Source organism: Vibrio sp. MA40-2, assembly GCF_047302445.1.
Taxonomy (GTDB): domain Bacteria; phylum Pseudomonadota; class Gammaproteobacteria; order Enterobacterales; family Vibrionaceae; genus Vibrio.
Map to the genome: position 1 here is coordinate 1,675,136 of NZ_CP178628.1, position 12,826 is coordinate 1,687,961.

13 protein-coding genes and 2 pseudogenes are annotated in these 12,826 nt (G+C 39.4%); 8 read left to right on the plus strand and 7 right to left on the minus strand.

Going from position 1 to position 12,826, the window contains the following annotated elements:
* The first annotated feature begins 5 nt into the window (after positions 1 to 5).
* Together ACLKML_RS15170 and ACLKML_RS15175 are read left to right on the plus strand one after the other, a co-directional pair.
* Positions 6 to 2,786: a hypothetical protein gene (locus ACLKML_RS15170; protein ID WP_413283905.1), complete on the plus strand. Its 2,781-nt coding sequence runs from the start codon at positions 6 to 8 to the stop codon at positions 2,784 to 2,786.
* Complete coding sequence (locus ACLKML_RS15175; protein WP_413283906.1) at positions 2,776 to 3,336, plus strand: hypothetical protein; 561 nt, start codon at positions 2,776 to 2,778, stop codon at positions 3,334 to 3,336. Before ACLKML_RS15170 ends, ACLKML_RS15175 begins: the two co-directional genes overlap by 11 nt.
* A 33-nt stretch (positions 3,337 to 3,369) precedes the next feature.
* Here the strand turns inward: ACLKML_RS15175 and ACLKML_RS15180 are convergent, their stop codons facing one another.
* Positions 3,370 to 4,536 carry a hypothetical protein gene (locus ACLKML_RS15180; protein WP_413283907.1) on the minus strand — a complete coding sequence of 389 codons (1,167 nt, stop codon included), beginning with the start codon at positions 4,534 to 4,536 and terminating at the stop codon, positions 3,370 to 3,372.
* Positions 4,537 to 4,660: 124 nt separating this feature from the next.
* Here ACLKML_RS15180 and ACLKML_RS15185 point away from each other — a divergent pair, with 124 nt between their 5' ends.
* From ACLKML_RS15185 to ACLKML_RS15210, 6 genes are all read left to right on the plus strand, one after another.
* Complete coding sequence (locus ACLKML_RS15185; RefSeq protein WP_413283908.1) at positions 4,661 to 5,905, plus strand: hypothetical protein; 1,245 nt, start codon at positions 4,661 to 4,663, stop codon at positions 5,903 to 5,905.
* Between the two features lie 91 nt (positions 5,906 to 5,996).
* Positions 5,997 to 6,188 carry an antitoxin Xre/MbcA/ParS toxin-binding domain-containing protein gene (locus ACLKML_RS15190; protein WP_413283909.1) on the plus strand — a complete coding sequence of 64 codons (192 nt, stop codon included), beginning with the start codon at positions 5,997 to 5,999 and terminating at the stop codon, positions 6,186 to 6,188.
* Positions 6,189 to 6,683: 495 nt separating this feature from the next.
* On the plus strand, positions 6,684 to 6,854 hold the full coding sequence (locus tag ACLKML_RS15195) for a hypothetical protein (protein ID WP_413283910.1): 171 nt from the start codon (positions 6,684 to 6,686) through the stop codon (positions 6,852 to 6,854).
* Between the two features lie 12 nt (positions 6,855 to 6,866).
* Entirely contained in the window at positions 6,867 to 7,220 is a 354-nt protein-coding gene (locus tag ACLKML_RS15200) for a hypothetical protein (RefSeq protein ID WP_413283911.1), read from the plus strand.
* 13 nt (positions 7,221 to 7,233) lie between these two features.
* Positions 7,234 to 8,382: a hypothetical protein gene (locus ACLKML_RS15205; RefSeq protein WP_413283912.1), complete on the plus strand. Its 1,149-nt coding sequence runs from the start codon at positions 7,234 to 7,236 to the stop codon at positions 8,380 to 8,382.
* 299 nt (positions 8,383 to 8,681) lie between these two features.
* Positions 8,682 to 8,912: a hypothetical protein gene (locus tag ACLKML_RS15210; protein WP_413283913.1), complete on the plus strand. Its 231-nt coding sequence runs from the start codon at positions 8,682 to 8,684 to the stop codon at positions 8,910 to 8,912.
* On the opposite strand, the pseudogene ACLKML_RS15215 reads toward ACLKML_RS15210, so the two are convergent.
* From ACLKML_RS15215 to ACLKML_RS15240, 6 genes and pseudogenes are all read right to left on the minus strand, one after another.
* A pseudogene (locus ACLKML_RS15215) lies at positions 8,880 to 9,005 on the minus strand (IS3 family transposase); the annotation flags it as partial. The gene ACLKML_RS15210 and the pseudogene ACLKML_RS15215 overlap by 33 nt on opposite strands.
* Positions 9,006 to 9,037: 32 nt before the next feature.
* The gene (gene tnpC / locus ACLKML_RS15220; protein ID WP_413282880.1) at positions 9,038 to 10,549 is read right to left on the minus strand and encodes an IS66 family transposase; all 1,512 of its coding nucleotides are present in this window, start codon (positions 10,547 to 10,549) and stop codon (positions 9,038 to 9,040) included.
* A gap of 59 nt (positions 10,550 to 10,608) precedes the next feature.
* Positions 10,609 to 10,962 carry an IS66 family insertion sequence element accessory protein TnpB gene (gene tnpB / locus ACLKML_RS15225; RefSeq protein WP_413282881.1) on the minus strand — a complete coding sequence of 118 codons (354 nt, stop codon included), beginning with the start codon at positions 10,960 to 10,962 and terminating at the stop codon, positions 10,609 to 10,611.
* Entirely contained in the window at positions 10,959 to 11,282 is a 324-nt protein-coding gene (gene tnpA, locus ACLKML_RS15230; protein WP_413282882.1) for an IS66 family insertion sequence element accessory protein TnpA, read from the minus strand. The genes tnpB and tnpA overlap by 4 nt, the downstream gene beginning before the upstream one ends.
* An 83-nt stretch (positions 11,283 to 11,365) precedes the next feature.
* A pseudogene (locus tag ACLKML_RS15235) lies at positions 11,366 to 11,554 on the minus strand (integrase core domain-containing protein); the annotation flags it as partial.
* Positions 11,555 to 11,570: 16 nt separating this feature from the next.
* Complete coding sequence (locus ACLKML_RS15240) at positions 11,571 to 12,653, minus strand: IS110 family transposase (RefSeq protein WP_413282512.1); 1,083 nt, start codon at positions 12,651 to 12,653, stop codon at positions 11,571 to 11,573.
* Positions 12,654 to 12,826: the final 173 nt, after the last annotated feature.

Consider the following 12,826-nt stretch of genomic DNA (forward strand, 5'->3'; position numbering starts at 1 on the left):
ATATTATGTCTTTACATGTTTTATCTAATGAGTTTGAGAGTTTTTGGCATGACCAAAACCAAAGGTTGCTAGCCCACCCTGCTTTTATAAGTGAGGGTGGTGATCTGTTTGAAGATACACTTTGCTTTAAGGATACTAAAGGTTATATTTCGCGTTTAGACTTGTCTGCATTCGACTCTCCCCATATACAATTGGTGGGCGTTGCTTTTCTCAATATAAAGGGAAATATTTACCCTTTGTCGTTAAAGGAATACGTTAAGCTATTTATTTTAAGTGCGATGTCCCCTAGAACCCCATACCCCGCAGTCCCTGTATATAAGTTTATGATGCATGTCAGTGCTTTCTTGAATTCTCGAAAGGAATTGAGACTTACGAAGAATAACATGGAAGATTTTCATGTTAGCTTCTTAACTCAGTCTGTGAATAAAGTAGGCTTCCATAGGCAGTTGAGTCCACCTAGTTTTAGGGGTAGTTATGGAGCAGTGAATCTTTCAAGTGTGAGAAATAAGCTTAACAACATTGGAATTACAGGATTTATAGGTGATGATTTAACTCAAAAAAACATTGAAAGTACATTAAGTAATGCTTGCCAGCCTCTGTTAGGTATTGGATTAAACGAATATAAAGATGGGGGGAGTTATAATTTTCTTGGGTTAGAGTTAGGACAGTATTACATCGACTATATGAGGCAAGTATATGAGCAGGATTACTTCTATACATTGGTTTGTCGTAGGACTATAGAGAAAATAACTAATCAATTTGCATTTGAGCGGTCAAATAAATACTGGAATAGAGTGTTTATAGATACCATTCAAGGAACTTATAGTGCGAACAAGCATGATAAGTCAACGCTTGTTAGGACAAGATCTGCGGTACATCATGCGATTGATGCGGAGTTGTTTTCCCAATATAACGCGCATTTAGAGAAAACACTTTCGTTTAATGAAGAATATATTCATGAACTTGTGCAGGAACTAGGGCTTGAAATGAGATTCGATGCTGTAGAAATTGTTCGAATCTTAATGCTTAAAAAGTACTACCCATTAGCTACAAATAAAACAGCGGAACAGGTGTGGCAGAATTATCTCAGTTCACTTGATAGAACATTTATTGATAGTGTTGCAGTTGCGAGCCTGACATCAAAAGATGTATATACGAAAATGACTCAATTAATCTTGAAGAAAAAATTGGATAAAGAGTCATTCATGAAGTCATTGAAGGATTGGGTATTCAAGCTATTAGGTGGCTCACTAGCGGAGAACTTCAGTCATCTATTGGGAGAGATGGAGCGGGTTACTCATGCCATGACTTCCCTTGTCGTGTCTTGGCTCGGCTATCGTAAATCTGAATTTGGGTTTCCTTTACACGCAATTAGTGCAGAACCCAACATGGATATCCTTGATAACTCGCATGTTCCATTCAGGTTTAAGCTAAAGTGGTTCGTTCCTAAAACCAATGGCACAACCAAGTTAGATAGAGAAATAACCTCTCAATGTTATCAATTGGCGGCACAGCTAAATGATTTGTTTCAAGCTACAGGGGACATGCCTTGTTTGTATGAGAGCTTAGGGAGTTCATTGCACAATACCGCTTCAAACTATTCAACTGCGGCAATTGAGTTTCGTGTCAGTGCAAACTGGATTTCATTTGTGAACTTCTATCAACCGTTTGAAGATGTAGCAACATTATATCGGTTATCAAAAGTGGATATGGAAAGACTGTCTTCTACCGAGGTGGTTAATCTGAAGCTGTTGCAGGATAAGTACGATCTAAGCAGCTCTCGTGCTAATCATATTCTTGATGCATGTAATGAAGTTCGAGGGGATCTATTTCGGTTACGTTGTTCCACTATTGTTGGAGGTAGCCGCTCTAAAATACAGAATCAGTTCAAAGCATCGTTGGTTGAGCTTAATGAGACAGGTAGAATTGAAGATAAGAGATATGCAGAGGTCGTAGAGAATTACCTTTCTGTTGAAACCAACGAGTGGCTCATGTCTGGTAATATTAACTTGGACAGGAAGATGATGGCGGATATTTCAAAAGAGTTATTGCAAGGTGTGCGTTATCCTTCACCTCATGCCTTCCGTCATATCTGGGCGGAAGCAGTACTTACCCGCTACCAAGGAGATGTTGGTGCGGTAATTCGTCACCAGTTTTGTCACCTTGATGATTCATTTTTTATGGCATACCTGAAAGGTAAAGAGCCACAACATCTTATGAAGGCAGCACGTATAACAGTTTTGAATTCAATAGTAGACACCTTACTTATTGATTCAAAGTCTATAGGTCAAGCTTACCTTGGTGGTTTTTCTCGCTATGTGAAGAAAGTCTCTCAGCTTACAAAAGCGGTTAGTAGTACCGAACTGCTCGTACTCCGAGAGAAAATATCAGGAAGAGTTATATCAATACAACCCTCTCATTTTGCGACTTGCATACCACGAGAAGGTGCTGAAAGCCGAGCAAAATGTGCTGAGTTTGGAGATATAAACCCTCATAATGCAAGGCCAGAATTCTGTCTTAATTGCACACACGCAATGATTGTAGAAGGTAACCTGAAAGGTATTTGGATGACAATTCAACCCTTTGTAAAAGAAGCTTTAAATGCGGATATTATGGGGTTCATGTTAGAACAACACTTACCGATTCTTCGTTCAGGTTACAAAAGGATTAAAGAGTTAAAGTCGGGTGAAAATTTGGGAAATGTCATGAAAATTTTGCATGTAATTGAAGAGGCAATAGCAAGTATCGAAAGTAAACTACAAGAGGATCCCCCTTATGCCTGTTGATGACTTAGATGAAATGATGTCCGATGATTTCCTTAATGCAATTGACGTTGGTGTTTCAATAAACACAGAACCATGTAATACAGATCGACCAAGTTGGGTTTGCGACGATACTAATCACACCACATTTAAAGCCTGGGATGCCATTGTAAAACTCAAGTTAGAGAAAGAGGATTCTATCAAATCATTTGGTAGAGTTGCGGATAAAAAAACACTTAAAGGTTTGTATCAGATAAAGAAATCTGAAGTGGCAGCTTTAGTTGGGATTAGTTCGCAAAGCATATTTAGAACATCAAATTTTAGCGAAGGTATCTTAATGTTCTTTGATGAAATGAATGTTGAGTTATTGGAAGTACATAGAAAAGAGCAGAAAAAGCAGGAATTACGTTATAGAAAAAGTGGTGTGCGAGTTAAGAAGAAAGATGAGCTTGTAGATGACATTCAATCATTAAGGAAGAGAGTACAAGAGCTTGAGGCTATAAATGTAAAGGAGACATTGGATTTACTCCTTCGAGAAATGCCAATTGATTTAAGGCGTAAGCTTAGGATGTGATCTAATTAGTCAATTGTTAATAATGGTACGCATCTACTCTAGATCCACTAGCTCTCCTATAAAATATTCTGCGATCTTATCCCTAAAAGTACGTCCACCGCCTGTAGCATTTATCCAGAAAGTATTACTGGCATCTTTTTTGAGCGCTTTGGATCTACTCCAATGGGAAGCTCTCTTATCGTAGTCTAATTGTCCTAAAGTTTGGCCAGCGGTAAATAGTTCAGCCTCTGTGAAACCATGATTACACGTAAAATAGTTTGCAACAACACCTAGAGCTTGCCAAATCTGCATAGAGCGATGAAACCCACTACTGTCTTGTTTAAATTTAGTTTCCAAACATGATATCCAACCTTTCATGAGCGGAATCACGGTTTTTAAAGCATCATTGACTAGCTGCTCTGTGATGAGGGTTTTGTTAGGTAGGTGGGTCGGTAATTGCTTTTCAATTCTTGCACTTTTCCCTCCTAAACTAGCTAGTAGGATATGAATAAGTGTATTTCTAGTAGTAACGTAACTATCTGATTTAGTAATCTTGTTAAGTTCAGAAACTCCCCCAAGTGCATTCAGGTTAAGAGCAAGGGCAAGCTTTTCCGCACCAACACTAAGAGGTGACTCATGGATATGTGTATTTATAGTTTGTGAATACACTCTAGAGTCTATTGCATTGATACTAAAAAATAATTTTGACAAAGATTCTTCATCAACTCTTTCATTAGGTCGATAATAAATACTCAAAAGCACATCAATAGAAGCGAGAGCTTGTTTTTGTTTCGTTGTTAAAGCACTGTTATCTGCTTTCTTACCTGTAAATGGATCAACTCGATCCAAAAGTTTACTGAGTGCGCTTAGTACTAGAAAACCATCCACGATTGCCGAATCATTTTTACCAAAGTGTAGATTTGCTAGCTTATTGTGTTGCATCTCGACGTATGCATTTCGATAAGCAACCAAGGAAATTTTAGGGACATCTAGTGGGGTGTCATTGATAACGCTCTCTAGAAAATAATTTTCCAGTTTGCTTAGTCTTTCCTTGTTCACCGAACGTTCGTAGTTTGCGGAAAATTGTTCTAACAACAGATGTTCTTGAGGAAGGGAAGTCAGCAACTCCTCAACACTTATACAGCTTTGAAGTAGTGATAAGCCGCCAAGCAAGTTGGCACTTTGAATTCCATTTATGATCAGCTCGCCTGAATTTCTCATTTATTTTTTATTTTTAACACTTTGATTTTCCTAAATCATAAAGAAAAAATGAAAAAAACTCTTGATTGGGGCGTCGCCCCGATCAATTATGCGCTCTATAAAATAATTTAAAGAGACACTTTTGATGAACAAACCTACTAATGAAAAACGAAGATTTGGAGCGACGACAAAGCAAGTATTTGGTTGTATCACACACACGTCGTTCAATGGTGTATATACAATGTCCACGGTTATGTCTGTGGCCGAGCTTTTACGTGCTTGCTCATTTGATCTAATTCCTGCTCACCTAAAAGTTCTTTATAAAGAGATTCAGCGAGTCGCTAGTCCAAGTAGAAGGCAGGGGTTTGAAGACTATTGCTATAAACATTTAACTGAATCAACTGACATTAGTGGTGTTATCCCGCCTGTTCTAATCGGTTGCATGTCTGAGGTGGATATCGAGTTCAGTGATGATCCGCGATTTAATGACATCTTGGAGATGCAACCAGATGAAAATTTTGTTGTTGATGGTGTTAACAGGCTCTCTACTGCTGCAACGATCTTAGGGGGATATGATCAATCACTTCTCAAAAATATTAAAGAATCGGATGCTCGGCTAAAACGTAGGGTAGAACTTTCTGTTTTACTTCAAGAACTCAGTGTTCAGGTCTTGTTCATTTTCCGTAAAGACAAAGCCCTCTCTGAGGCTGACTTTTCTCAAATTTTCGCAGATGTGAATGGACAAGCTACCCCGATGAGTACCAACAAACTCATGAAATTAGCAAGAACAGATGATGTGGTCATGTTTGCTCGTGAGATTAGCGAGCTACCGATAGTAGCCTCTCATGGTGGTATGAGCTTTGACGCCAACACAGTCACTGTCAAAAGTGAATTTGTACTAACTTTAAATACTGTTACCCGATTCATCCTTGGTGCTTTAGGTGGTGAACGTATGCAAGGTAAAGTACGGGGAGTTCGAGAGATGAATGATGGGGCGATTCTTTCCAAGAAACACCTCGATCCAATTAGAAGTGACTTAGTATTGTTCCTTGAAACATGGATAGATTGCCAAGGTGATGCTTATTCACAAGATAGAACAGGTTTTCAGTTAGTTGCGACACTCATTCAAGGTCTAGGGTTAGTATTTCATAACCTTTGGGTTACGTATGAAAGTCTGGCTCCCGTAGAACGAACCAATCATATTTACCAAGCCGCAAGGAAACTTGGACAGCTTGACTACTCACGTATGGCAGCGCACTGGTCAGATTGTAGCTGCGTCAGTTTAAATGATAACGGAACTTATATTGTTAATACTGGTGGCTCGACGAGCAGAAAGGGGTTTGCAATACACTTGTCGAGCAGGCTTGGTATTCACTATCGATCAAGGTAGTGCTATTCGAAGTTGTGTTTAAATGGTTTTACATTGAGCATGACTATTGATTGAGTTTTTAGAGAACAAATTGCTTATACGAGGGGAGGGGATGAAAAAAGACGATGAGGTGAGAAAAGTTCTTCTTGAGTTGTTTGAGCAAGAAGAGTTGGTGGATGAGTGGCTGAGTAAGCCGAAATGGTTTTTCTATGGTTTAACACCGCTAGAAATGCTCCAGAAGCCAGAAGGAATAGAAGTGGTTCTGAAGATCCTAAACAAAATCCGTTATGGCGATTTTTCATAAAAAATTCGAAAGAACATGAGCAAGATAGAGTGCTAGACAGGTTGAAAAAAACTAAGGATAAGCATGTGTCATCTATTTAAGTTATTTATAAGAGATTTTCGATAAATTTGAATGCGTGATTTTAGGCAGGCATAAAGATGGATATAGAGCCGAAGATAGTACTAATATTGCTAGTAAGTATCATGAATCTACTCATCAAAACTACGGTGGTTTTTATACTCTTTAACTCTTTTTTAAGCGATATAACAGATATGACAATCTCATACACCCAAATGATGGTCATTATGCTTTGTTTTAGCTTGGTAAAATGGCGACCGATAACTCTTTAGCCTTATGTAGATGACTTTTTTGACTAATTTAGGTATATCCCATTTCGTGTAACTAACTTATTGATTATAAATTGAATTGCTAAACGAAAGACGGCATCATAGAAGTATAGAGGGTGAATTATGCAGCATAACCAATGTTAACCCTCTTTTTGATTTCGAGGTAAGAATGAGCTTTGAGTTTGATATAGCTTCTTTATTCATAGGTATTTTACTTACGACTGTGACTGGATGGTTAGGTGCTTTTTTTGCTTTAAGAAAAGATGAAAAATCTGTGCATATCGAGCAGATTACGAAAGAAAGAGCTAAATGGCGTACTGAAATGCGTACCGTGACATAGGAGGTCGTCGCTTTGATTTCAAATGAAAAAACAATTCCCGATCCTGCAAAACTAGCAAGCTTACGGGCTAAGTTAGCTACATCTCTTAATCCCAAATGTAATGAAGATAAAAAGGTTTTATCTGCGTTTGATGAGCTTAAACACAATTCTGAAACCAAGGTATTTTCTATACATATGGCTTTACTCCTAAAGCATGATTGGGAGCGAGTTAAGTGGGAATGTATGCCTATCTATCTTAAAATCTGGTGCTTTATAAAAAGTGTTTTTTTGAAAATCTTTGCAAATTGTTGTGCTAAAGAATTAGAGTGGAAATGTAGCAACTATCGTGAGTTACCAGAGAAAGATAGCATTCGGGTTGATAGTTAACATTAGGCTAAATATGGACTTATTTAAGTTAGAAGTTAAAGAAAAAAGGTTACATCCACTATTCAGAAAGGTAATTTCTGAAGACTCTTATAAATTGACAACTGAAGTTATAAACCTATGGTCTAAAGGTCTTTGTGGAAGAAAAAAAGAATCGAAGAAATTTGTTCAAGATTTTCAAATCTCCTTTAACTCATCGCTATGGGAATTATATCTAAACAGAGCATTTATAGAATTGGGCTTTGATATAGATTATTCAAAAGAAAGCCCAGATTTTAACCTTATACACAAATCAGGCCGAGTTGTTAATGTTGAAGCTGTTACGGCTAACAATAAAGATCACGAGAGTGAAGAATACTACTCATCTGAATCATTTCTAACAGCCCGTGACCTCAATAATTCAAAATTTCTTGATCAATCAACTATTAAATTAGCGGGTAAAATAAAGGATAAAAGAGACTTATTTATTGGTATTAACGATAAAAAATACCCTTATCAAACCTTGGAGCATGTGAAAGGTAACCCATTTGTTATCGCTGTTGCTCCATTTGATAATCACTTATCCTATTTACAAAACAATATGGCAATCAATAGGGTGCTTTATGGAATAAATCCACCAGCCTCTGATGGTAAAGGTGGCATGTGGGTTGAGAGTATCGATCATATTCTAAATCACAATAATCAACCTGTTGAATTAGGTATCTTCACAAATGACAGTTATAAAGAAATTAGCGCAGTAATTTTTTCAACAACAGGCACGTTTGGGAAAGCGGTAGTGCAAGCTGGGATTCCTAATGTGGTTAGAGCAACTCGCTATCGTCAGATGGGCGTTGTTGAATTTATGGCTAAAGAAGGTATTGAGATGCTAGGTCGTTCTCATAAAAAAATTAGAGAGGGTTACGACATCTTTTCAATGAGATTCTTCGACGGAAATCTTGTTTGTGGTTCTGATATGTACCTTTATGAGTCAAACGACCATAAAGAATCTCATCTAGATGGTTTACATATTTATTATAACCCCTACGCTTCTACTCCCTTGGAAGCTGACTTGTTTTCGGCGTATGAAATAACTCAAAATAATTATGATGTTGAATCTAAAAATATGATTTGTAATCATAAAGATGGCTCGTTGGTATCGCGTCAAACCTACACATCATTTAGCTAATCATTAACTGTATCTCTAGTTTCGAGGAAATAATGAATAAAAAACGGCAGAACAAAATAGCAACAGATCGAAGTCTGAGAAGACGGTTGGCTAGAAAACAAAAGGAACATCAGGGAAAACGAACTCGTAAATTTGAAAAAATTGAAGTGCCGATCGTAAAGCATATCACTGATTTTAAACTAGAAACTTTTAAGTCTTACTATTCTCGTTGGCCCAAGGCACTGAAAAACATACCAAAAAATGTGGTAGAGCAATAGGTATATAGGCATAACGAGACTTTTTTGGAAATGTGGGTACAGATGAAACCTGAAAAATGGTCATTCCGACGGAAATCCCTTTCAACAGGTGAGTGTTGCTCGATAACTCATATACCTAAAGAAATTGAGCATTACGAATATGTAGGTAATCGTTATATTAAGTATGAGCATGAGCGAGATTTTGTTGCTAAATATATGCTTGAACAAGGTAGTTTCCCACAGCCTATTGTTATGAAGTGGTCAAGAATAATTGGCCACGATGTCGGAGTTTAACCAGAATAATCGTTCCGATTCATTCGGTGTTAATCCTCCATTATATTGATGGGGCCTAAGCTGGCTGTAATATCCAATAATGTACCGAACAATCGTGAGCGCCCCATAAACCCACAGGCGCATTATTAGTGAAGGAAGTTCCAAGGAAGAAGTGAATCGATATCTGGCTCTGGTTTGGCCAACTCTTTCATGCACTGAACCAGATAATCGTAAAGGATAAGCCCATTCGCTTTCGCAGTTTCGATGATGCTGTAAAGCATCGCGCTAGCACCTGCACCTTTCGGTGTATCGGAGAATAACCAATTTTTTCTCCCAATAACCAGAGACTTAATTGCACGTTCCGCTCGGTTATTATCGATAGATAAGTGGCCATCTTCCACATACCGAACAAGTTTAGGCCACTGACCAACCGTGTATTTTATCGCTTTACCTAACTGGCTCGATTCTATTACCTTTTGCGATGTCAGCCATTTATGTAAGTCATCCAGCATTGGCTTCGCCAACTTTTGCCGCTCAGTTAATCGCTGCTCTGCGGTTTGGCCTTTCAGGCGAGTTTCCAGTGCATACAGCTTTTGGATTTTCGCCAGCGCGATATCCGCTTTGCCCGCCTTTCCTTTGCCTTGCAGTTTTTTGGCATCCATAAATTTGCGACGTGCGTGAGCAAGGCAGCCAAGGTGTTTCACCTTTGGCAGCCCGTCATAAGCTTTGTAGCCATCCGTTTGTAAATAACCATCGTACTCACCAAGGAAGGCGATAGGACATGCCCTTGAACGACCATTTTGATAATCGAACAAGACGATATTTTTGACCCCTTTCAGACTCGCATCGGGTGAATCCGCACCTGATGCGTAAACCCACATGTAGCATTTCTTGTCTTCTTTAAGGACATTGAGCGGCGTTTCATCCGCTTGCACCACTACTTGCTCCAGAAGGTGTTTTTGCAGAGCTTGATAGAGCGGAGTAAAGTGCTCGCTGACCTGCATGACCCAACGTGCCATGGTCGTTCGGGACAGTTCAATGCCTGATTGCTCGAACAGGCTTTCCTGACGATAAAGTGGCAGTGCGTACTGATATTTGCCTAAAATGATGTTGCTTAGCAGGCTTTCTGTGGCAAAGCTTTTTGGGATAAGACTGGCAGGGGCAGGCTTTTGAACGATGCTGACTTTATCTGCGTCTTTTTCGCACTGGCGACAGCCGTACTTAGGGCGAACATATTCCAGCACCTTCAATACCGCAGGGGTAAACTCAAGCTTTTCGCTGCTGTCTTCACCGATTTTATGCAACGGGTGCTGGCAACACGAGCAGACTTTCTCTTTATCATCCAAGTCCAGCACGATTTGCTCACGCGGTAGGTCTTTAGGAAGAGGTTTGCGTTTACCACGCACTTTTTTGATTGTAGTGGTCGTAACCACTTCTTCTTGCTCATCAGCAGGGGCTTCACATTCCACCTCATTGAACAGGTCACCCTGCGCTTCATCATAAGGTTTGAGTGTTTCGGCACGTTTGGCGAACTGGCGGTCGATAGCCAGTTTGAACTGCTCAAGAAGGGATTCTTTTTCAGCCATCAGGGCTTTCACCATCGCTTGAAGCTCGGCGACATCTTGGCTGTCAGGGTTAATATCAGGCGTCTTTTTCATGGCATTTATTATACTAAAAAGACCATAGGAATACCTGATATATCTGACTTTTATCGTGATTAACTCATTGTAAAATCGTGTATTTCAACCGATTTATGGCCGATTATCGTAAAGCCTGCAAGGAGTCTTTCTAACTCAAATTGGCTTAAAGTAAACACTTGGTTTTTCTCCTTGGACGGCCATTTGAACTTGGCTTTTTCAAGGCGTTTGTACCAAAGAGCAAAGCCCGTTTTATCCCAATAGAGCACCTTCATTTTATCGCGCTGCTTATTGGTAAACAGGAAGAGCGCACCAGAGTTCAGGGACAAATCCGTTTCAGACTCAACCAATGCCGCAAGACCGTTAATGGATTTTCTAAAGTCGACGAACTCACGATAAAGGTAAATCGTAGGGGGATTCACTAACCCTTTCATGATTGAAGCGCACAGATGAGTTTTGCCAAATACTGGGTTGGTGTTCCTTGCGGAACGCTCAACTCGACATCATTAAAACTGAGCGTCATATTCGCCAGTTCAGGTTGAGCCACTTGATAACGGGTAGTTTGCTCAACCACTTCTGCGCGAACAAAGCTACTCTGATGGCTTTCACCTGTCAATTGCAGCGAGCGTCGTTTAGTAAAGAAAGTGGAAAGTGCGAGCTTATTCTGTCGGCAAAATTCTTTCTGGGTTAAAGCGCTGCTTTCGTATTGCTGTAAAAGTCCCAACCATTCCTGGTCACTACGTCGATTAACCATGCTCTTATCTCCTTAATTGTTGGAGTTAAGAGCATAAATTGCCAGTCAGCTTATTTGAATGTGGGGTTTATGGGGCGGATACGAACAATCTGTTCTTTAGCTTCAGAAAAAGTACGATAACCATTTTCAGGGATCCATTCACTTTTCAAACTTCTGAAGAAACGTTCCATCGGACTATTATCCCAACAATTTCCTCTGCGTGATAAGCTCTGCTTGATTCGATAACGCCAAAGTAATTGACGATATTTCCTACTTGTATAATGGCTTCCCTGGATGCCCTTCTAAGTGTCAAGAAGTAATTTGGACTGCATTAATCAACATATTTCTCTTTTTAAGAAGATAGTAAATTTCTCTTGCAATATATCTTTTCAAGCATCGCAACGCTTCCATTTTTGATAACCCGTCACCTACGCGCTTTTTAATATATTCTTGTGAACGCTTTTCGATACGAAGTCTGCCAATCGCAATTATATGAAGTGCACTGTTTGCCGCTCTATCTCCACCTCTATTCAATCGGTGTCGGTTAGTTTTACCTGATGAAGCAGGAATAGGGCTAACTCCACAGAGAGCAGCAAAACTCGATTCTGATCGCAGTCTCTCTGGGTTATCACCTAACGTGATCAGTAGCTGCGCCGCCGATTCATATCCCACTGCCGTTTGTTCAATTAATTGTGGTGCTAATGTTTCGACAATTGTTGCAATCATTTTATCTAAATCAGCAATCTCATCATGAAGTTCGATATATCTTCGAGCAAGAGATTTTAAAGTTATTCTATACGCAGTGCTAATGTCTCTGTAATTGGTTAAGTCAGGGCGGGTAGATGCAAGTGTACGGATTAAGCTCATTCGAGTCATATGCCTAAGGGTGTCACGTAACTCATCTGGAGCAGATACAATACTTGTTCTTATCATTTGTAAAGCTACTGTTCGAGCCGATACCGCACTTTTTCGACAACTTTTTAGGACTCTAAGAGATTCTACCATTCCATCTCTTGTTTTTGGTGTAACTGTTCTCAATTTGCTAAAAGCAGCATGTGCCGCATTTTCAGCATCTAATGAGTCATCTTTTCCTCGTTTACGACGGTCAGATTTGTCTGGTGCGGTAACCTCTAACACTTCAATCCCACTGCTTTGCATGTATCGTAGTAAACCAAGGCCATATGTACCTGAGCATTCAATTCCGATCCGTGAAACACGGCCAAATGATGACATCCACATAAGCATTTTTTTATATCCATGCCTAGTTGTTGGAAAGCTTTCGGTAGATAGTACTTGATTTAACTCATTTACAACGGCAGCGACATGTATATCCTTGTGAGTATCGACTCCCCCAACAATACATTCACGATCTATTTTGTTAATTTTATTCATGACTTCTCTCCATTGTTTCATTCGTTATGGACGAGAGCACTGAACCTAACATTTGGACATGACAGTAATGAGGTATTTAGCAGGCCCTTCTTGAGTCACAAATATAGGCGAGGTTGCCCTCACCAAGCAATGATATTAGACAATCGACAGATCCAAGGAATGACACATAATTG

Bases quoted from the DNA above. Each gene is read 5' to 3' on its own strand.
- ACLKML_RS15240 (WP_413282512.1), bottom strand. From the start codon at position 12,653: ATGAATAAAATTAACAAAATAGATCGTGAATGTATTGTTGGGGGAGTC.
- ACLKML_RS15190 (WP_413283909.1), top strand. From the start codon at position 5,997: ATGAAAAAAGACGATGAGGTGAGAAAAGTTCTTCTTGAGTTGTTTGAG.
- tnpB (WP_413282881.1), bottom strand. From the start codon at position 10,962: ATGAAAGGGTTAGTGAATCCCCCTACGATTTACCTTTATCGTGAGTTC.
- ACLKML_RS15180 (WP_413283907.1), bottom strand. From the start codon at position 4,536: ATGAGAAATTCAGGCGAGCTGATCATAAATGGAATTCAAAGTGCCAAC.
- ACLKML_RS15175 (WP_413283906.1), top strand. From the start codon at position 2,776: ATGCCTGTTGATGACTTAGATGAAATGATGTCCGATGATTTCCTTAAT.
- ACLKML_RS15195 (WP_413283910.1), top strand. From the start codon at position 6,684: ATGAGCTTTGAGTTTGATATAGCTTCTTTATTCATAGGTATTTTACTT.
- tnpA (WP_413282882.1), bottom strand. From the start codon at position 11,282: ATGGTTAATCGACGTAGTGACCAGGAATGGTTGGGACTTTTACAGCAA.
- tnpC (WP_413282880.1), bottom strand. From the start codon at position 10,549: ATGAAAAAGACGCCTGATATTAACCCTGACAGCCAAGATGTCGCCGAG.
- ACLKML_RS15185 (WP_413283908.1), top strand. From the start codon at position 4,661: ATGAACAAACCTACTAATGAAAAACGAAGATTTGGAGCGACGACAAAG.
- ACLKML_RS15205 (WP_413283912.1), top strand. From the start codon at position 7,234: ATGGACTTATTTAAGTTAGAAGTTAAAGAAAAAAGGTTACATCCACTA.
- ACLKML_RS15170 (WP_413283905.1), top strand. From the start codon at position 6: ATGTCTTTACATGTTTTATCTAATGAGTTTGAGAGTTTTTGGCATGAC.
- ACLKML_RS15210 (WP_413283913.1), top strand. From the start codon at position 8,682: ATGAAACCTGAAAAATGGTCATTCCGACGGAAATCCCTTTCAACAGGT.